The organism is Escherichia sp. 10290 (assembly GCF_030295155.1).
GTDB lineage: Bacteria > Pseudomonadota > Gammaproteobacteria > Enterobacterales > Enterobacteriaceae > Escherichia > Escherichia coli_F.
Map to the genome: position 1 here is coordinate 77395 of NZ_AP025741.1, position 19514 is coordinate 96908.

Sequence of the window (19514 nt, forward strand, 5' to 3'; positions counted from 1 at the left end):
TGTCGTGTCCTTATAGAGTCGGAACGGCCTGGGCAGCCTGTGCCGGGGCGGAAGTTGGAAGATAGTGTTGTTCGGCGCTCATCGCCCATTGCTGATAGCGGCGATAAAGCTGTTCAAAGCGTTGTGCCTGTTCGCTGCGCGGTTGCAGGGTTTTCTCTACCGCACTGGCCATTTTTTGCTGGGCTGATGGGATGTCTGCGTGCACTTTCGCGGCGACGGCAGCGAAAATCGCCGCACCGAGCGCACAGCACTGGTCAGAGGCAACAATTTGCAGCGGGCGATTCAGCACGTCGCAGCAGGCCTGCATAATGACCTGGTTTTTCCGCGCGATGCCGCCCAGCGCCATCACGTTATTAACGGCGATCCCCTGATCGGTAAAGCACTCCATGATTGCGCGTGCGCCAAAGGCGGTGGCAGCAATCAAACCGCCGAACAGCAGCGGAGCGTCGGTAGCGAGGTTCAGATCGGTAATCACGCCTTTCAGGCGTTGGTTCGCGTTTGGCGTGCGGCGGCCGTTAAACCAGTCGAGCACCACCGGCAGGTGATCCAGAGACGGATTTTTGGCCCATGCTTCGGTCAGCGCCGGAAGCAGTTGTTTCTGGCTGGCGTTGATTTGCTCTTTCAGTTCCGGATGCTGGGCGGCAAGCTGTTCCAGCGGCCAGCCGAGTACGCGACCGAACCAGGCGTAGATATCACCAAACGCCGACTGACCTGCTTCCAGACCGATAAATCCAGGCACCACGCTGCCATCAACCTGACCGCAAATGCCTTTCACTGCCCGCTCGCCAACGCTCTGTTTGTCGGCAATCAGAATGTCGCAGGTGGAAGTACCGATAACTTTTACCAGAGCGTTAGGCTGTGCGCCTGCGCCAACTGCGCCCATATGGCAGTCAAACGCGCCGCCGGAAATCACCACGCTTTCAGGCAGGCCGAGACGCTGTGCCCATTCCGGGCATAACGTGCCCACCGGAATATCGGCAGTCCAGGTGTCAGTGAACAGCGGGGAAGGCAAATGGCGATTGAGGATTGGGTCCAGTTCGTCAAAGAAACTGGCTGGCGGCAGGCCGCCCCAGCTTTCGTGCCACAGAGATTTATGTCCGGCGCTGCAACGTCCGCGGCGAATATCCTGCGGGCGCGTGGTACCGGAAAGCAGAGCTGGCACCCAGTCGCACAGCTCAATCCACGATGCGGCAGATTGCGCCACGGCGCTGTCCTGGCGAGTCACATGCAGTATTTTTGCCCAGAACCATTCGCTGGAATAAATACCGCCAATATAGCGGGAGTAGTCAACGTTGCCCGGCGTGTGACATAAACGGGTAATCGCTTCCGCTTCTTCAACCGCGGTGTGGTCTTTCCACAATACGAACATCGCGTTCGGGTTTTCGGCAAACTCCGGGCGCAGCGCCAGTACATTACCATCGGCATCAATCGGTGCGGGCGTTGAGCCGGTTGTGTCTACGCCAATCCCGACCACGGTTGCGCGCTGTTCGGCACTAAGCGCTGCCAGCACGGTTTTCAGCGCCGCTTCCATTGACTCAATGTAGTCACGCGGATGATGACGGAACTGGTTATTTGGGGCATCACAAAATTGCCCTTTCTGCCAACGGGGATACCACTCTACGCTGGTGGCGATCTCTTCACCGGTGGCGCAGTCCACCGCCAAAGCTCGCACAGAATCACTGCCAAAATCGAGGCCAATTGCAATCGCCATCGTTTCACTCCATCCAAAAAAACGGGTATGGAGAAACAGTAGAGAGTTGCGAAAAAAAGCGTCAGGTAGGATCCGCTAATCTTATGGATAAAAATGCTATGGCATAGCAAAGTGTGACGCCGTGCAAATAATCAATGTGGACTTTTCTGCCGTGATTATAGACACTTTTGTTACGCGTTTTTGTCATGGCTTTGGTCCCGCTTTGTTACAGAATGCTTTTAATAAGCGGGGTTACTGGTTGGATTAGCGAGAAGAGCCAGTAAAAGACGCAGTGACGGCAATGTCTAATGCAATATGGACAATTGGTTTCTTCTCTGAATGGCGGGAGTATGAAAAGTATGGCTGAAGCGCAAAATGATCCCCTGCTGCCGGGATACTCGTTTAACGCCCATCTGGTGGCGGGTTTAACGCCGATTGAGGCCAACGGATATCTCGATTTTTTTATCGACCGACCACTGGGAATGAAGGGTTATATTCTCAATCTCACCATACGCGGCCAGGGGGTGGTGAAAAATCAGGGACGAGAATTTGTCTGCCGCCCTGGTGATATTTTGCTGTTCCCGCCAGGAGAGATTCATCACTACGGTCGTCATCCGGAGGCTCGCGAATGGTATCACCAGTGGGTTTACTTTCGTCCGCGCGCCTACTGGCATGAATGGCTTAACTGGCCGTCGATATTTGCCAATACCGGTTTCTTTCGCCCGGATGAAGCGCACCAGCCGCATTTCAGCGACCTGTTTGGGCAAATCATTAACGCCGGGCAAGGGGAAGGGCGCTATTCGGAGCTGCTGGCGATAAATCTGCTTGAGCAATTGTTACTTCGGCGCATGGAAGCAATTAACGAGTCGCTCCATCCACCGATGGATAATCGGGTACGCGAGGCTTGTCAGTACATCAGCGATCACCTGGCAGACAGCAATTTTGATATCGCCAGCGTCGCACAGCATGTTTGCCTGTCGCCGTCGCGTCTGTCGCATCTGTTCCGCCAGCAGTTAGGAATTAGCGTCTTAAGCTGGCGCGAGGACCAACGCATTAGTCAGGCGAAGCTGCTTTTGAGCACCACCCGGATGCCTATCGCTACCGTCGGTCGCAATGTTGGTTTTGACGATCAACTCTATTTCTCGCGGGTATTTAAAAAATGCACCGGGGCCAGCCCAAGTGAGTTCCGTGCCGGTTGTGAAGAAAAAGTGAATGATGTAGCCGTCAAGTTGTCATAATTGGTAACGAATCAGATGATTGACGGCTTGACGGAGTAGCATAGGGTTTGCAGAATCCCTGCTTCGTCCATTTGACAGGCACATTATGCAAGCATTGCTGGAACACTTTATTACCCAATCCACCGTGTATTCATTGATGGCGGTGGTGTTGGTGGCCTTTCTGGAGTCGCTGGCGCTGGTCGGTTTGATTTTACCCGGTACGGTGCTAATGGCGGGACTGGGGGCGCTGATTGGCAGCGGCGAGTTAAGTTTCTGGCACGCCTGGCTGGCAGGGATCGTCGGTTGCCTGCTGGGCGACTGGATCTCCTTCTGGCTGGGCTGGCGTTTTAAAAAGCCGTTGCATCGCTGGTCATTTCTGAAGAAGAACAAAGCATTACTCGATAAAACTGAACATGCGTTGCATCAACACAGCATGTTTACCATTCTGGTCGGTCGTTTTGTCGGCCCGACGCGTCCGCTGGTGCCAATGGTGGCGGGAATGTTGGATCTCCCGGTGGCGAAATTTATTACGCCAAATATTATCGGCTGCCTGTTATGGCCTCCGTTTTACTTCCTGCCGGGGATTCTGGCGGGTGCGGCGATCGATATTCCTGCCGGGATGCAGAGCGGTGAATTTAAGTGGTTGCTGCTGGCAACAGCGGTGTTTTTGTGGGTTGGCGGCTGGCTGTGTTGGCGGTTATGGCGCAGCGGCAAGGTAACTGATCGTTTAAGTCATTATTTGTCGCGCGGTCATTTGTTGTGGTTGACACCGTTGATTTCTGCCATCGGCGTGGTGGCGCTGGTGGTGTTAATTCGCCACCCGTTGATGCCGGTATATATCGATATTTTGCGGAAAGTGGTTGGGGTTTAGGGGATAGTCTGTGCGGGTTGCCTGATGCGACGCTTGCCGCGTCTTATCAGGCCTACAAAACGCACTGTCCGTAGGTCGGATAAGGCGTTCACGCCGCATCCGACAGTGCATACTAACCCGTAATCCCCAATATTGCCGAAGCACTCGCCTTACCGCTCAACAATTCTTCAGTCTTACCCTGCCAGGCGATGCGCCCGTCGGTGACCACCACCGAGCGTGTGGCGATCCGCGCCGCATCTTCCACACTGTGCGACACCATCAATAGCGTCATTTTTTGCTGCTGGCAGCTCGTGCTCACCAGCGTCAGCATCTCCTGACGTAACGCCGGATCGAGCGCAGAGAACGGTTCATCGAGCAATAAAATCGGCTGTTCGCGCACCAGACAACGCGCTAACGCCACGCGCTGTCGCTGACCGCCAGAAAGCTCGCCCGGTAATCGCGCCATTAAATTATCAATCCCCATCTGGCGGGCGATAGCATGCATTTTCTCCTGCTGCGCCGCGTTCAGCTTCAATCCAGGATTAAGCCCCAGCCCGATGTTCTGCGCGACCGTCAGGTGACTGAACAGGTTGTTCTCCTGAAACAGCATCGATACCGGACGGCGTGACGGCGGCGTAGTGGTGTGATCAATACCCTCGATAGTCAGCGAACCGCTGGCTGGCGTCAGAAAACCGGCGATCAAATTCAGCAGGGTACTTTTACCCGCGCCGCTTGGCCCGAGGATCGCCACCTGCTCGCCGCGTTCCACCGTTAAGCTAAAACGCATCGGCAAATGGTGATAAAGCCAGGTGATATCAGTCAGTTTTAACATTTCGCCCCGGTAGTTTTTCAATCACGGTAAACAGCAGAAAACAGAGCAGCAGTAGAATTAACGCGGTCACCGCGCCGTCCTGGCTACGATAGGAGCCAATTTGCTGGTAGAGATAAAACGGCAGGGTACGGAAATCATCGTTACCGAACAACGCCACCACGCCAAAATCACCAATCGACAGCACACACGCAAAGGCCAGCGCCTGCGCCAGCGGACGTTTCAGGGCGCGCAGCTCCACCACTTTTAAGCGTGACCAGCCTTCAATGCCCAGCGACTGACATAGCATGCTGTAGCGGGCAGTGATATCGCGCATCGGGTTTTCCAGCACTTTCAGCGCATAAGGGATGGCCATTAACGCATTGGTGAAAATCACGATGCCGTCAGCAGATTGTGGCAGGCCGATGGTGTTGTTGAGCAGTAAAAAGAAGCCCGTTGCCAGCACAATCCCCGGCATGGCGAGGATCAGCATTCCGCTCATCTCCAGCGCCTGGCCCGCCAGCATTTTTTGCCGTGCCCGCAATTCGCGACTGCTCCATAGCAGCATCATGGTCAGCACCACGCACAATACGCCTGCCGCCAGCGCAATACGCAACGAGGTCCACAGCGCCTGCCACAGCACCGGTTGTGCCAGCACCTCTGGCAACTGGCGATTTACCCCATCGACAATCACCGCCAGTAACGGTGGCAGCAACAGCAGCAGCGCCAGCACAATTAACACCGTGTCGCAAATGCGGCTATGCAGACGGTCGTCCGGGTCGTGCCAGCCTTGCAGCAGCGTGGTGCCGGGCGCAATGGCTTTACTTAGTCGCTGACTCAACAGCACCAGCCCAAGGCAACATATCATCTGGATCAGCGCCAGCATCGCCGCGCGGGCGGGATCGTAGTCGTAACTCAACGCCTGATAGATTGCCAGCTCGATAGTGGTCGCCTGCGGACCGCCGCCCAGCGATAGCACGGTGGCGAAGCTGGCGAAACAGAGCATAAAGATAAGCGCGGCAACCGGCGGGATTTGACGCCGTAACCACGGCCATTCGACGAAGCGGAAAAAATGCCAGCCGCGCATCCCAAGCTGGGCGGCAAGCTGACGTTGTTCGCCGGGAATGTTTTCCAGTGCCTGGAGTAATAAGCGGCTCGCCATCGGCAGATTAAAAAATACGTGCGCCAGCAAAATACCTTGCAGGCCGTAGGGCGAAAAGGTCCACTCCAGACCGAGCGATTGGCAGAGTGATGCCAGCCAGCCCTGGCGACCATAGACGCTAAGAATGCCGAAAACAGCAACCAGCACCGGGAGGATCAAGGTCATTGCGCACAGACGCAACAGCGCCAGCCGACCCGGAAAGCGCCTGCGATAGAGCGCGCGGGCGAGGAATATCGCGGGTACGACAGAGAGCAGCGCCGAGAGAAACGCCTGCCAGAAGGAGAAGCGCACCACATGCCACAGGTAGCTGTCCTGCCAGATTGCCATCCAGTCACCCTGCGGCGCGTTCCACCACAGGGCGAGAAATGCCGCCAGTGCAACCGCCACCACAAGCGTAGCGGCGCTTACGCCTGGAATTAACCAGCCGGGAATTAACGGCTGACGGCGCGTTGCCATTCGCTAATCCATGCCTGACGTTGTGCCGCCACCTCGGCTGGCGTGAACTCCAGCGTGGTTGCCGGTTTGGTCAATTTTTCAAAACCGGCAGGCAGCGTGACGTTTGCCACCGGATACATCCAGTTGCCGGTTGGGATCGCATTCTGAAAAGCCGGAGAAACCATAAACTGGAGGAATTTTTGCGCCAGCTCCGGCTGTTTACTGGCAGCGGTGCGGGCGGCGACTTCCACTTGCAAATAGTGACCTTCGCTGAAGTTCGCGGCGGCGTAGTTATCTTTCTTCTCTTCGAGAATGTGATAAGCCGGAGAAGTGGTGTAACTCAGTACCAGATCGCTTTCGCCTTTTAAAAACAGGCCGTAGGCTTCGCTCCAGCCTTTGGTGACCGTGACCGTTTTCTTCGCCAGTTTCTGCCAGGCTTGTGGGGCGTCATCGCCATAGACTTTTTGCATCCACAACAGCAGACCCAGCCCCGGCGTGCTGGTGCGCGGATCCTGATAAATCACCCGCCAGTTTTGATCGCTTTCAACCAATTCTTTCAGGCTTTGCGGCGGATTTTTCAGTTTGTTCTTGTCATAGACGAAGGCGAAATAGCCGTAATCAAACGGGACGAAAGTGTCATTATTCCAGCCGCCGGGAACGTTAACGGCATCCGCTGCCACACCGCTTTTAGCAAACAGCCCGGTTTTGCTGGCGGCATCTAACAGATTGTTATCCAGCCCCAGCACCACATCGGCTTTACTGTTTTTGCCTTCCATCCGCAGACGGTTGAGAAGCGAAACGCCATCTTCCAGCGCCACCAGTTTCAGTTCGCAATTACAGTCGGCTTCAAAGGCTTTTTTCACCACCGGACCTGGCCCCCAGTCGGCGGCGAAGGAGTCGTAGGTATAAACAGTCAGAACGGGTTTAGCGAAAGCGGGTGCTGTACAGAGCAACAGCAGGGGAAGATATTTTTTTAACACTTTGCACCTCAAAGAAGAGTGGCAAAGGACTTGAGAAGGAGCCTCAAATCCCTTCGCCGGCGTTATCCGGATCAGGTTCGACGGGTATTTTCTCAGCGCACGCGGCAGCGTGGCACCCCGTTGAGAACGGCGTTAGTGTAGTGATTTTGTTATCAACCAGCAATCATGGATCCGGCGGCGCAAACCACGCTGATTTAAAATCGAACCAGCCGAGGGTGTTCATACGCAGACCGCGCATACTGCGTTGCCCCTGAATGATCAGCCAGTGGTGGATAAGTGGCACCATTGCTTTACTGGCGACCAGTTGCTGGCACCAGTTCGCCAGATTCATTTCGCCATTGCGCCAGCGGGCGGTGTCGGCTTGCCAGTCGATCGGAATACAGTGTTGTAGCAGCGGCACTTCGCACAAATGCGCGAACAGCGAAAAATCCAGCGGCAGCGTAAAGTTGGCGCTGTTAAGCCAGATATCGCTCTCGATCTCTCCTTCGTGCCACTGATCATAGCTGATCTCTTTGATTTTCAGTGTGACCTGATAACTTGCCAGAATCTGCTGCATGATCCCGGCAATCACTCGATGCTCAATATGATCCTGATAAAAGGTCAGGGTGAGGCTTTCCAGCCCGGCAGGTTTTTCGCACTGCGCCGGGTGGGCATGATGCCAGCGCGGCAACAGCCCGTAGGCTGGAAACCAGAGTTGCTGGTATTGTTCCTCGGCGAAATAGACCAGATTAGTTGGAGAAAGCACATAACTTACCCAGTCCCTGACTTGCTGATTCGCCCCACGATGGGTGCGGCTGTCGAACAGTAAATAGTAGCAACCTTCTTCCAGCCGACTTTCAATCTCTTTTTCCTCGCCCTGTGGACCTTTTAGCATCAGCCCTCCGGCTGGCTCGTCGGCAATTTCCGGCAGAACCCAGACGTTAACTTCGTCGATTAATGCCCGGTAACCGAAGAAGTCATCGAATGCCTGAATTTTCAGTTGATTGGTGCTGTTGCGGATCACCGCATACGGACCGGTGCCGATGGGATGGCTGGCAAAGTTACTGAGGGTTTCCCATTCTCGTGGCAGGATCATCGCCGGAACTTGTCCCAACAGTAACGGCAACCAGCGGTCTGGTTGCGTGAGATGGATATCTAACGTCCAGGGTGTCGGCGACACAATTTCAGCAATATGTGAATAGAGTGGCAGCGTATTGATTCGTTTTAAAGAGGCGATCACATCGTCCATTTCCAGTTCACGACCATGATGAAAATGGACTCCTGGACGCAAAAAGAAGCGCCAGTGAAGCGGTGATATTTGCTGCCAGTGGTGGGCGATGTCTGCTTCCAGTTCCCCATTTTCCTCATTTATGCGCGTTAGCGAACTGAAGATTTGCCGGGCGATATGGGTTTCAGAACGGCGCAATGCGCTGCCAGGTAGCAGATTACGCAACGGACGATAGTAGAGCACGCGCAGGATGTGCCGCCCCTGGCGGAAGCTGCGGCCCAGATGAGAAACCAGCATTTGCCGCACAGCCGCTTTGTCGCCAACCAACTGCACTAGTTGGTCGATACGATCCTGCTCCAGCAGGTCTTCCGCCCGCTGTTGCTGAAGCGCCAGCCCGGTATAGAGGAATGTCAGACGCGAGCGTTTACCGCGCCCGACTTCCGCTTCCCACGTCAGCCAGCCGCGATCCTGCATGGTGTTGAGCAGGGTGCGCATATGACGACGCGAGCAGCTCAATAACGCTGCCAGTTCGTTGAGCGTTGTGTCCTGCGATTTACCCTCGCAGCATTGCCACAGGCGGATGAACTGTTGTTGCAGACGAGCGGATGGCATAAAAGGGGAACTCCTGCGCAAAAGACAGCAATTTTATTTTCCCTATATTAAGTCAATAATTCCTAACGATGAAGCAAGGAGGTGCCCCATGCGTCAGTTTTATCAGCACTATTTTACCGCGACAGCGAAGTTGTGCTGGTTGCGTTGGTTAAGCGTCCCACAACGATTAACCATGCTTGAAGAGCTGATGCAGTGGGAGGGGAGTCATTCTGACTACTGATTTGCGGACATCATGTGTGACTGAGTATTGGTGTTAATCGCCACGCCAGCAGTGATTATCTGCTGGCTTTTTTCTTTTTGGCGATTGAGTGCCGGACGGTTTACAAACTAACGCATAAATGCCGGTTGCTTCTCTTCATAAGACGCAATAGCGTCGTCGTGCTGCAGGGTCAGGCCGATGCTGTCCAGACCGTTCATCATGCAGTGGCGGCGGAAGGCATCAATGGCAAAGCGATAAGTTTTCTCACCCGCTTTCACCTCTTGCGCTTCCAGGTCTACATCAAAATGAATCCCCGGATTGGCTTTCACCAGCGCAAACAGCTCATCCACTTCTGCATCGCTTAATTTCACCGGCAGCAGCTGGTTGTTAAAGCTATTGCCGTAGAAGATGTCAGCAAAACTCGGCGCAATCACCACCTTAAAACCGTAATCGGTCAATGCCCACGGCGCATGCTCACGCGAGGAACCGCAGCCGAAGTTTTCTCGTGCCAGCAAAATGGAAGCGCCCTGATATTGCGGGAAGTTCAGCACGAAGTCCGGGTTTGGCTGTTGGCCTTTTTCATCCAGAAAACGCCAGTCGTTAAACAGATGCGCGCCAAAACCTGTACGGGTCACTTTCTGCAAAAACTGTTTCGGGATGATTGCATCGGTATCGACATTGGCGGCATCCAGTGGAACCACCAGGCCTGTATGTTTGATAAATTTCTCTGCCATGGTGTGCTCCTTATTTAATGTTGCGAATGTCGGCGAAATGTCCGGTCACAGCAGCAGCGGCAGCCATTGCCGGGCTGACCAGATGCGTGCGCCCGCCACGCCCCTGGCGGCCTTCAAAGTTACGGTTGCTGGTGGAGGCACAACGCTCACCCGGATTCAGGCGGTCGTTGTTCATCGCCAGACACATTGAGCAACCGGGTAAACGCCATTCAAAACCAGCTTCAATAAAGATTTTGTCCAGACCTTCCGCTTCCGCCTGTGCTTTTACCGGGCCAGAGCCGGGAACCACCAGTGCCTGCACGCCCGGTGCGACTTTCCGGCCTTTGGCGATTTCAGCCGCCGCGCGTAAATCTTCAATGCGCGAGTTGGTGCAGGAACCGATAAACACTTTGTCGATAGCCACTTCGGTCAGCGGAATACCCGGTTTCAGCCCCATATAGGCCAGCGCTTTTTCTGCCGACGCGCGTTCAACCGGATCGGCAAACGAAGCCGGATCGGGAATGTTATCGTTCACGGAGATCACCTGACCGGGGTTAGTTCCCCATGTTACCTGCGGGGCGATCTCTTCTGCTTGCAGAGTGACAACGGTATCGAAAGTTGCGCCTTCGTCGGTTTGCAGAGTTTTCCAGTAGGCAACGGCGTCGTCGAAATCTTTACCTTTCGGCGCATGCAGACGGCCTTTAACATAGTTAAAGGTGGTTTCGTCCGGCGCAACCAGACCGGCTTTTGCGCCCATTTCGATTGCCATGTTGCACAGGGTCATACGACCTTCCATGCTTAAATCACGGATTGCTTCGCCGCAAAACTCCACCACATGCCCGGTACCGCCAGCGCTGCCGGTTTTACCGATAATCGCCAGCACAATATCTTTCGCGGTAATGCCCGGCGCAGCTTTGCCCTGGACTTCAATTTTCATGGTTTTCGCGCGCCCCTGTTTCAGGGTCTGCGTTGCCAGTACGTGTTCGACCTCGGATGTACCGATACCAAAGGCCAGTGCACCAAACGCCCCGTGGGTGGCGGTATGTGAGTCGCCGCAGACAATGGTCATTCCTGGTAAGGTGACGCCCTGTTCCGGCCCCATTACGTGGACAATCCCCTGATACGGGTGATTCAGGTCATACAGCTCGACGCCAAACTCTTTGCAGTTTTTGATCAGCTCCTGCATCTGGATGCGCGCCATTTCACCGCAGGCATTAATGTCTTTAGTCTGAGTCGAGACGTTGTGATCCATGGTGGCGAAGGTTTTGCCCGGCTGACGTACCGGGCGACCGTGGGCGCGCAGACCATCGAACGCCTGCGGTGAGGTCACTTCATGTACCAGATGACGGTCGATATATAACAGCGGGGTTTCGTTTTCGGCTTCGTACACTACGTGAGCGTCGAATAATTTTTCGTATAACGTCTTAGCCATGATTACACCCCTTCTGCCACATAGCGGGCAATGATATCGCCCATTTCATCGGTACTAACGGCGGCAGCGCCACGGGCTAAATCCCCGGTGCGAATGCCTTCTTCTAACGCGCGGTTAATGGCGCGTTCAATGGCGGAAGCCGCATCATCGGCATCCAGGCTGTAACGCAGCAGCAGCGCCAGCGACAGAATTTGTGCAATCGGGTTGGCGATGTTTTTGCCTGCGATATCGGGTGCCGAGCCGCCCGCCGGTTCATACAGACCAAAACCTTGCTCGTTCAGGCTGGCGGAAGGCAACATGCCCATCGAGCCTGTGATCATCGCGCATTCATCAGACAGAATGTCGCCAAACAGGTTGGAGCACAGCAGTACGTCAAACTGCGACGGATCTTTAATCAGCTGCATGGTAGCGTTGTCGATGTACATATGCGCCAGTTCGACATCCGGATACTCCGTGGCGATCTCGTTAACAATCTCCCGCCATAAAATAGAGGATTGCAGCACATTGGCTTTGTCGATTGAGGTGACTTTGCGACGACGCTTGCGGGCAGATTCAAACGCGATACGGGCAATGCGCTCGATCTCAAAACGGTGATACACCTCGGTATCAAACGCTTTTTCATATTGTCCACTACCTTCGCGGCCTTTTGGTTGACCGAAATAGATGCCGCCGGTCAGTTCGCGCACACACAGGATGTCGAAGCCGTTAGCGGCAATGTCAGCACGTAGCGGACAGAATGCTTCCAGCCCCTGATACAGTTTTGCCGGACGCAGGTTGCTGAATAATTTGAAGTGCTTACGCAAAGGCAACAGCGCGCCGCGTTCTGGTTGCTGGTCTGGCGGCAAATGTTCCCATTTCGGGCCGCCCACCGAGCCAAACAGCACGGCATCGGCTTGCTCACAACCTTCAACCGTCGCAGGCGGCAGCGGCTGCCCGTGGTTATCAATGGCTGCGCCGCCTACATCGTAATGGCTGGTGGTGATACGCATCGCAAAGCGGTTACGCACGGCATCCAGCACTTTCAGTGCCTGGGTCATCACTTCCGGCCCGATCCCATCTCCGGGTAAAACGGCAATATGGTAATTCTTCGACATCACACGGTTTCCTTGTTGTTTTCGTTGTGTTGAGCTTTGCGTTGCAACTCTTTTTCGACTTCTGCGGCGCGCCAGATATTGTTCAGTACGTGCACCATGGCTTTGGCGGAGGACTCGACAATATCGGTGGCCAGGCCGACGCCGTGGAAGCGGCGACCATTGTAGTTGGCGACAATATCCACCTGACCCAGCGCATCTTTACCGTGACCTTTGGCGGTCAGGCTGTATTTCACCAGTTCGACGTTATAGTCAGTGATGCGGTTAATCGCCTGATAGACGGCATCGACCGGACCATTACCGTTGGCAGCTTCCGCTTTAACTTCCTCGCCACAGGCCAGTTTGACGGCGGCAGTGGCAATATCGTTAGAACCAGACTGCACGCTGAAGTAATCCAGACGGAAATGCTCCGGCTCTTCTTGCTGCTTACCGATGAAGGCCAGCGCCTCCAGATCGTAATCAAACACCTGACCTTTTTTGTCCGCCAGCTTCAGGAAGGCATCGTACAAATTGTCTAAATTATATTCACTTTCTTTATACCCCATCTCATCCATGCGGTGTTTTACTGCCGCACGACCGGAACGAGAGGTCAGATTCAGCTGGATTTGGTTCAGACCAATAGATTCTGGTGTCATGATTTCGTAGTTTTCGCGGTTTTTCAGCACGCCATCCTGGTGGATACCGGAGGAGTGTGCGAATGCGCCGCTGCCAACAATGGCTTTGTTTGCCGGGATCGGCATATTACAAATCTGGCTAACTAACTGGCTGGTGCGCCATATTTCCTGGTGATTAATGGCGGTATGAACGTTGAGAATATCCTTACGAACTTTGATCGCCATGATCACTTCTTCCAGCGAACAGTTACCGGCTCGCTCGCCGATCCCATTCATTGCACCTTCCACCTGGCGCGCTCCGGCATGTACCGCCGCCAGTGAGTTGCCAACTGCCAGGCCTAAATCGTCGTGGGTATGTACGGAGATAATGGCTTTGTCGATGTTAGGCACGCGTTCATACAGGCCGCTGATGATTCCGGCGAACTCAAACGGCATGGTGTAGCCCACGGTGTCCGGAATGTTGATGGTGGTGGCACCGGCGTTAATCGCCGCTTCAACCACGCGCGCCAGATCGGCAATGGGTGTGCGTCCGGCATCTTCGCAAGAAAATTCAACATCATCGGTGTAATTACGGGCGCGTTTCACCATATAGATAGCGCGTTCAATCACTTCGTCCAGCGTGCTGCGCAGCTTGGTGGCGATGTGCATTGGCGAAGTGGCAATAAAGGTATGGATACGGAAGGCTTCGGCAACTTTCAGAGATTCAGCTGCCACGTCGATATCCTTTTCCACGCAGCGAGCTAACGCACATACGCGGCTGTTTTTGACCTGGCGGGCGATGGTCTGCACCGATTCGAAATCGCCCGGCGAAGAGACGGGGAAACCGACTTCCATCACGTCAACACCCATACGCTCAAGGGCCAGCGCAATTTGCAGTTTTTCTTTCACACTCAAGCTTGCCTGTAACGCCTGTTCACCGTCGCGCAATGTGGTATCGAAAATAATGACTTGCTGGCTCATGGTTTGGGTCCTTGTCTCTTTTTGAGCGCCTCGCTTCGGGCATAAAAAAACCCGCGCAATGGCGCGGGTTTTTTGTTTGACTGCGTGCTGGCTTAATGCTGAATGCCGCTCACTCGTCTACCGCGCAAAGAAGATGCGTTTAGTAGTAGTAGACCGATAAAGCGAACGATGTGAGTCATTAAATCAGCTCCAGATGAATACGATATGCTTTTAGAGTTACTGGATACCAAAACGGATGTCAACCCTGACGCAATAAAAACATTCCGCCAGAGTGAGTTCTGCATTCGTCAAATTAGCTAATTGTGCTGCGGTGGTTAAAACAAGCGATATTAATTTCTGCTTAACCACCGACGCTTTTCATCGGTTGACATATTTCAGAATAAATTTTTGCATCTAATCAACGAGGAAAAGGGGGATAAAATGCACGCGTACAAAACCTATCTTGATGATTTGTATTGAATTATATATTTTGCTAATTTTTTGATATTCATTTGGTGAATATTATTGTTCGATTAATGTTAAGAATTAATGCATTAAACATATAAATTAATTATTAAAAAGCACATTTAATCCATTTTGTGGATGATTGAGTATTCGCGGTAGTTATGATTAGATTGTTTTCGCAACAAAAACATTATGGATTATTATGCTGCGGTAAATGACTCTTTACTTGGCAATGGGTTCTGTTTTTATAAGAACCCGTATCTTTATGTTTTCCTAATTTTTCTCATTTTCCTTTTTCTTATTTTATATGCATGATAAATCATATTCTCGAGGATTATTTCTCTGCATTCCAATAAGGGAAAGGGAGTTAAGTGTGACAGTGGAGTTAAGTATGCCAGAGGTACAAACAGATCAACCAGAGACGGCGGAGTTAAGCAAACCACAGCTACGCATGGTCGATCTCAACTTATTAACCGTTTTCGATGCCGTGATGCAGGAGCAAAACATCACCCGTGCCGCTCATGTTCTGGGGATGTCGCAACCTGCGGTCAGTAACGCGGTTGCACGCCTGAAGGTGATGTTTAATGACGAGCTTTTTGTTCGTTATGGCCGTGGCATTCAACCGACTGCTCGCGCATTTCAACTTTTTGGTTCAGTTCGTCAGGCATTGCAATTAGTGCAAAATGAATTGCCAGGTTCAGGTTTTGAACCCGCGAGCAGTGAACGTGTATTTCATCTTTGTGTTTGCAGCCCGTTAGACAGCATTCTGACCTCGCAGATATATAATCACATTGAGCAAACTGCGCCAAATATACATGTTATGTTCAAGTCTTCATTAAATCAGAACACTGAACATCAGCTGCGTTATCAGGAAACGGAGTTTGTGATTAGTTATGAAGACTTCCATCGTCCTGAATTTACCAGTGTGCCATTATTTAAAGATGAAATGGTGCTGGTAGCCAGCAAAAATCATCCAACAATTAAAGGCCCGTTACTGAAACATGATGTTTATAACGAACAACATGCGGCAGTTTCGCTCGATCGTTTCGCGTCATTTAGTCAACCGTGGTATGACACGGTAGACAAGCAAGCCAGTATCGCGTATCAGGGCATGGCAATGATGAGCGTACTGAGCGTGGTATCGCAAACGCATCTGGTCGCTATTGCGCCGCGTTGGCTGGCTGAAGAGTTCGCTGAATCTTTAGAGTTACAGGTATTACCGCTGCCATTAAAACACAACAGCAGAACCTGTTATCTCTCCTGGCATGAAGCTGCCGGACGCGACAAAGGCCATCAGTGGATGGAAGAGCAATTAGTCTCAATTTGCAAACGCTAACTGGATGCAGAATAGGTCAGGCATTGATGTCTGGTTTATTCTGTATTTTTTATTTAATATAGAATTTTATTCTAAATGTGAGAGCTCGCTATTTTAGGATTAATTAAAAAAATAGAGAAATTGCTGTAAGTTGTGGGATTTAGCCGATTTATTATCAATTTAATCCTCCGTAATGGAGGATTTTATCGTTTCTTTTCACCTTTCCTCCTGTTTATTCTTATTACCTCGTGTTTATGTCTCTGGCTACCAATTGCTTAAGCAAGATCGGACGGTTAATGTGTTTTACACATTTTTCCGTTAAACAGTGAGGCAGGCCATGGAGATGTTGTCTGGAGCCGAGATGGTCGTCCGATCGCTTATCGATCAGGGCGTTAAACAAGTATTCGGTTATCCCGGAGGCGCGGTCCTTGATATTTACGATGCATTGCATACCGTGGGTGGTATCGATCATGTTTTAGTTCGTCATGAGCAGGCGGCGGTGCATATGGCCGATGGTCTGGCGCGCGCGACCGGGGAAGTCGGCGTCGTGCTGGTAACGTCGGGTCCAGGGGCGACCAATGCGATTACTGGCATTGCCACCGCTTATATGGATTCCATTCCATTAGTTGTCCTTTCCGGGCAGGTAGCGACCTCGTTGATAGGCTACGATGCCTTTCAGGAGTGCGACATGGTGGGAATTTCCCGCCCGGTGGTGAAGCACAGTTTTCTGGTTAAGCAAACGGAAGACATTCCGCAGGTGCTGAAAAAGGCTTTTTGGCTGGCGGCAAGTGGTCGCCCTGGACCAGTGGTCGTTGATTTACCGAAAGATATTCTTAATCCTGCGAACAAATTACCCTACGTCTGGCCGGAGTCGGTCAGTATGCGGTCTTACAATCCCACGACCTCCGGACATAAAGGGCAAATTAAGCGCGCTCTGCAAACGCTGGTGGCGGCAAAAAAACCGGTTGTGTATGTAGGCGGTGGGGCAATCACGGCGGGCTGCCATCAGCAGTTGAAAGACACGGTGGAGGCGTTAAATCTGCCTGTTGTTTCCTCATTAATGGGGCTGGGGGCGTTTCCGGCAACGCATCGTCAGGCACTGGGCATGCTGGGAATGCACGGCACCTACGAAGCCAATATGACGATGCATAACGCGGATGTGATTTTTGCCGTCGGGGTACGTTTTGATGATCGAACGACGAACAATCTGGCAAAGTACTGCCCAAATGCCACTGTTTTGCATATCGATATTGATCCTACCTCCATTTCTAAAACTGTGACTGCTGATATCCCGATTGTTGGGGATGCCCGCCAGGTCCTCGAACAAATGCTTGAACTCCTGTCGCAAGAATCCGCCCATCAACCGCTGGATGAGATCCGCGACTGGTGGCAGCAGATTGAACAGTGGCGTGCTCGTCAGTGCCTGAAATACGATATTCACAGTGAAAAGATTAAACCGCAGGCGGTTATCGAGACTCTTTGGCGGCTGACGAAGGGGGACGCTTACGTGACGTCCGATGTCGGGCAGCACCAGATGTTCGCCGCACTTTATTATCCTTTCGACAAACCGCGTCGCTGGATTAACTCTGGTGGCCTCGGCACGATGGGGTTTGGTTTACCTGCGGCACTGGGCGTCAAAATGGCGTTGCCAGAAGAAACCGTGGTTTGCGTCACTGGCGACGGCAGTATTCAGATGAACATTCAGGAACTGTCTACCGCGTTGCAATACGAGTTGCCCGTACTGGTGGTGAATCTCAATAATCGCTATCTGGGGATGGTGAAGCAGTGGCAGGACATGATCTATTCCGGCCGTCATTCACAATCTTATATGCAATCGCTACCCGATTTCGTCCGTCTGGCGGAAGCCTATGGGCATGTCGGGATTCAGATTTCTCATCCGCAAGAGCTGGAAAGCAAACTTAGCGAGGCGCTGGAACAGGTGCGCAATAATCGTCTGGTCTTTGTTGATGTTACCGTCGATGGCAGTGAGCACGTCTACCCGATGCAGATTCGCGGGGGCGGAATGGATGAAATGTGGTTAAGCAAAACGGAGAGAACCTGATTATGCGCCGGATATTATCAGTCTTACTCGAAAATGAATCAGGCGCGTTATCCCGCGTGATTGGCCTTTTTTCCCAACGTGGCTACAACATTGAAAGCCTGACCGTTGCGCCCACCGATGATCCGACATTATCGCGTATGACCATCCAGACCGTGGGCGATGAAAAAGTGCTTGAGCAGATCGAAAAGCAATTACACAAACTGGTCGATGTCTTGCGCGTGAGCGAGCTGGGGCAGGGGGCGCACGTCGAGCGGGAAATCATGCTGGTGAAAATTCAGGCCAGCGGCTACGGACGTGACGAAGTGAAGCGCAATACGGAAATATTTCGTGGGCAAATCATCGATGTCACGCCATCGCTTTACACCGTCCAACTGGCAGGCACCAGCGATAAGCTTGATGCATTTTTAGCATCGATTCGCGATGTGGCGAAAATTGTGGAAGTTGCTCGCTCTGGTGTAGTTGGACTTTCGCGCGGCGATAAAATAATGCGTTGAGAATGATCTCAATGCGCAATTTGCAGCCCAACATGTCACGTTGGGCTTTTTTTGCGAATTCAGTGGGAACCTGGAATAAAAGCAGTTGCCGCAGTTAATTTTCTGCGCTTAGATGTTAATGAATTTAACCCATACCAGCACAATGGCTATGGTTTTTACATTTTACGCAAGGGGCAATTGTGAAACTGGATGAAATCGCTCGGCTAGCGGGAGTGTCGCGGACCACTGCAAGCTATGTTATTAACGGCAAAGCGAAGCAATACCGTGTGAGCGACAAAACCGTTGAAAAAGTCATGGCTGTGGTGCGTGAGCACAATTACCACCCGAACGCCGTGGCAGCTGGGCTTCGTGCTGGACGCACACGTTCTATTGGTCTTGTGATCCCCGATCTGGAGAACACCAGCTATACCCGCATCGCTAATTATCTTGAACGTCAGGCGCGGCAACGGGGTTATCAACTGCTGATTGCTTGCTCAGAAGATCAGCCAGACAACGAAATGCGTTGTATTGAGCATCTTCTACAGCGTCAGGTTGATGCCATTATTGTTTCGACGTCGTTGCCACCAGAGCATCCTTTTTATCAACGCTGGGCTAACGACCCGTTCCCGATTGTCGCGCTGGATCGCGCCCTCGATCGTGAACACTTCACCAGCGTGGTTGGTGCCGATCAGGATGATGCCGAAATGCTGGCGGAAGAGTTACGTAAGTTTCCCGCCGAGACGGTGCTTTATCTTGGCGCGCTGCCGGAGCTTTCTGTGAGCTTCTTGCGTGAGCAAGGTTTCCGTACTGCCTGGAAAGATGATCCGCGCGAAGTGCATTTCCTTTATGCCAACAGTTATGAGCGGGAGGCGGCTGCCCAGTTATTCGAAAAATGGCTGGAAACGCATCCGATGCCGCAGGCGCTGTTCACAACGTCGTTTGCGTTGTTGCAAGGGGTGATGGATGTCACGCTGCGTCGCGATGGCAAACTGCCTTCTGACCTGGCAATTGCCACCTTTGGCGATAACGAACTGCTCGACTTCTTACAGTGCCCGGTGCTGGCAGTGGCTCAACGTCACCGCGATGTCGCAGAGCGTGTGCTGGAAATTGTCCTGGCAAGCCTGGACGAACCGCGTAAGCCAAAACCTGGGTTAACGCGCATTAAACGTAATCTCTATCGCCGCGGCGTGCTCAGCCGTAACTAAGCCGCGAACAAAAATACGCGCCAGTGAATTTCTCATTGGCGCGTC

19 protein-coding genes and 1 riboswitch are annotated in these 19514 nt (G+C 52.7%); of the genes, 8 read left to right on the plus strand and 11 right to left on the minus strand.

What is annotated here, in order from left to right; translation table 11 throughout:
* Window positions 1–10 precede the first annotated feature (10 nt).
* Window positions 11–1711, minus strand: coding sequence for a ribulokinase (araB, locus tag QUE74_RS00345; RefSeq protein ID WP_000951832.1), 1701 nt, complete (start codon window positions 1709–1711; stop codon window positions 11–13).
* Window positions 1712–2049: 338 nt separating this feature from the next.
* Between araB and araC the strand changes: the two genes are divergently transcribed.
* Both araC and QUE74_RS00355 read left to right on the plus strand, forming a co-directional pair.
* Window positions 2050–2928 carry an arabinose operon transcriptional regulator AraC gene (araC, locus tag QUE74_RS00350; protein WP_001300811.1) on the plus strand — a complete coding sequence of 293 codons (879 nt, stop codon included), beginning with the start codon at window positions 2050–2052 and terminating at the stop codon, window positions 2926–2928.
* 85 nt (window positions 2929–3013) lie between these two features.
* A complete protein-coding gene (locus QUE74_RS00355) occupies window positions 3014–3778 on the plus strand; it encodes a DedA family protein (RefSeq protein WP_001148408.1) in 765 nt (254 codons plus the stop codon).
* 112 nt (window positions 3779–3890) lie between these two features.
* Here QUE74_RS00355 and thiQ read toward each other — a convergent pair whose 3' ends face one another.
* The 4 genes from thiQ to sgrR all read right to left on the minus strand — a co-directional run bounded on the left by thiQ (window position 3891) and on the right by sgrR (window position 8961).
* A complete protein-coding gene (gene thiQ, locus QUE74_RS00360; protein ID WP_000916312.1) occupies window positions 3891–4589 on the minus strand; it encodes a thiamine ABC transporter ATP-binding protein ThiQ in 699 nt (232 codons plus the stop codon).
* Window positions 4573–6183, minus strand: a complete 1611-nt coding sequence (gene thiP, locus QUE74_RS00365; protein WP_000235658.1) for a thiamine/thiamine pyrophosphate ABC transporter permease ThiP — start codon at window positions 6181–6183, stop codon at window positions 4573–4575. Before thiP ends, thiQ begins: the two co-directional genes overlap by 17 nt.
* Window positions 6159–7142 carry a thiamine ABC transporter substrate binding subunit gene (gene thiB / locus QUE74_RS00370; protein WP_001355216.1) on the minus strand — a complete coding sequence of 328 codons (984 nt, stop codon included), beginning with the start codon at window positions 7140–7142 and terminating at the stop codon, window positions 6159–6161. The genes thiP and thiB overlap by 25 nt, the downstream gene beginning before the upstream one ends.
* Window positions 7143–7172: 30 nt before the next feature.
* Window positions 7173–7272, minus strand: a riboswitch (TPP riboswitch).
* A gap of 33 nt (window positions 7273–7305) precedes the next feature.
* Entirely contained in the window at window positions 7306–8961 is a 1656-nt protein-coding gene (gene sgrR, locus QUE74_RS00375; RefSeq protein ID WP_001355215.1) for a DNA-binding transcriptional regulator SgrR, read from the minus strand.
* 88 nt (window positions 8962–9049) lie between these two features.
* Here sgrR and sgrT point away from each other — a divergent pair, with 88 nt between their 5' ends.
* Window positions 9050–9181: a glucose uptake inhibitor SgrT gene (gene sgrT, locus QUE74_RS00380; RefSeq protein WP_001248768.1), complete on the plus strand. Its 132-nt coding sequence runs from the start codon at window positions 9050–9052 to the stop codon at window positions 9179–9181.
* A gap of 107 nt (window positions 9182–9288) precedes the next feature.
* Here the strand turns inward: sgrT and leuD are convergent, their stop codons facing one another.
* From leuD to leuL, 5 genes are all read right to left on the minus strand, one after another.
* Complete coding sequence (gene leuD / locus QUE74_RS00385; protein ID WP_000818223.1) at window positions 9289–9894, minus strand: 3-isopropylmalate dehydratase small subunit; 606 nt, start codon at window positions 9892–9894, stop codon at window positions 9289–9291.
* 10 nt (window positions 9895–9904) lie between these two features.
* A complete protein-coding gene (gene leuC, locus QUE74_RS00390; protein WP_001140645.1) occupies window positions 9905–11305 on the minus strand; it encodes a 3-isopropylmalate dehydratase large subunit in 1401 nt (466 codons plus the stop codon).
* 2 nt (window positions 11306–11307) lie between these two features.
* Window positions 11308–12399, minus strand: a complete 1092-nt coding sequence (gene leuB, locus QUE74_RS00395) for a 3-isopropylmalate dehydrogenase (protein ID WP_000042368.1) — start codon at window positions 12397–12399, stop codon at window positions 11308–11310.
* Complete coding sequence (gene leuA / locus QUE74_RS00400; protein ID WP_000082846.1) at window positions 12399–13970, minus strand: 2-isopropylmalate synthase; 1572 nt, start codon at window positions 13968–13970, stop codon at window positions 12399–12401. Before leuA ends, leuB begins: the two co-directional genes overlap by 1 nt.
* A 92-nt stretch (window positions 13971–14062) precedes the next feature.
* Complete coding sequence (leuL, locus tag QUE74_RS00405; protein ID WP_001300467.1) at window positions 14063–14149, minus strand: leu operon leader peptide; 87 nt, start codon at window positions 14147–14149, stop codon at window positions 14063–14065.
* A 656-nt stretch (window positions 14150–14805) separates the two neighbouring features.
* On the opposite strand from leuL, the gene leuO reads away from it, so the two are divergent.
* Window positions 14806–15750 (plus strand): transcriptional regulator LeuO, encoded by a 945-nt coding sequence (gene leuO / locus QUE74_RS00410; protein WP_001355213.1) that lies wholly within the window; start codon window positions 14806–14808, stop codon window positions 15748–15750.
* Between the two features lie 154 nt (window positions 15751–15904).
* Here the strand turns inward: leuO and QUE74_RS00415 are convergent, their stop codons facing one another.
* Window positions 15905–15949, minus strand: a complete 45-nt coding sequence (locus tag QUE74_RS00415; RefSeq protein WP_175565144.1) for a hypothetical protein — start codon at window positions 15947–15949, stop codon at window positions 15905–15907.
* Window positions 15950–16066: 117 nt separating this feature from the next.
* On the opposite strand from QUE74_RS00415, the gene ilvI reads away from it, so the two are divergent.
* From ilvI to cra, 4 genes are all read left to right on the plus strand, one after another.
* Window positions 16067–17791 carry an acetolactate synthase 3 large subunit gene (gene ilvI / locus QUE74_RS00420; RefSeq protein WP_000425647.1) on the plus strand — a complete coding sequence of 575 codons (1725 nt, stop codon included), beginning with the start codon at window positions 16067–16069 and terminating at the stop codon, window positions 17789–17791.
* 2 nt (window positions 17792–17793) lie between these two features.
* Window positions 17794–18285 (plus strand): acetolactate synthase small subunit, encoded by a 492-nt coding sequence (gene ilvN / locus QUE74_RS00425; RefSeq protein ID WP_001252744.1) that lies wholly within the window; start codon window positions 17794–17796, stop codon window positions 18283–18285.
* Window positions 18286–18296: 11 nt separating this feature from the next.
* Window positions 18297–18383: a hypothetical protein gene (locus QUE74_RS00430; RefSeq protein ID WP_032160836.1), complete on the plus strand. Its 87-nt coding sequence runs from the start codon at window positions 18297–18299 to the stop codon at window positions 18381–18383.
* Window positions 18384–18464: 81 nt separating this feature from the next.
* Window positions 18465–19469: a catabolite repressor/activator gene (gene cra, locus QUE74_RS00435; RefSeq protein WP_000762400.1), complete on the plus strand. Its 1005-nt coding sequence runs from the start codon at window positions 18465–18467 to the stop codon at window positions 19467–19469.
* Window positions 19470–19514: the final 45 nt, after the last annotated feature.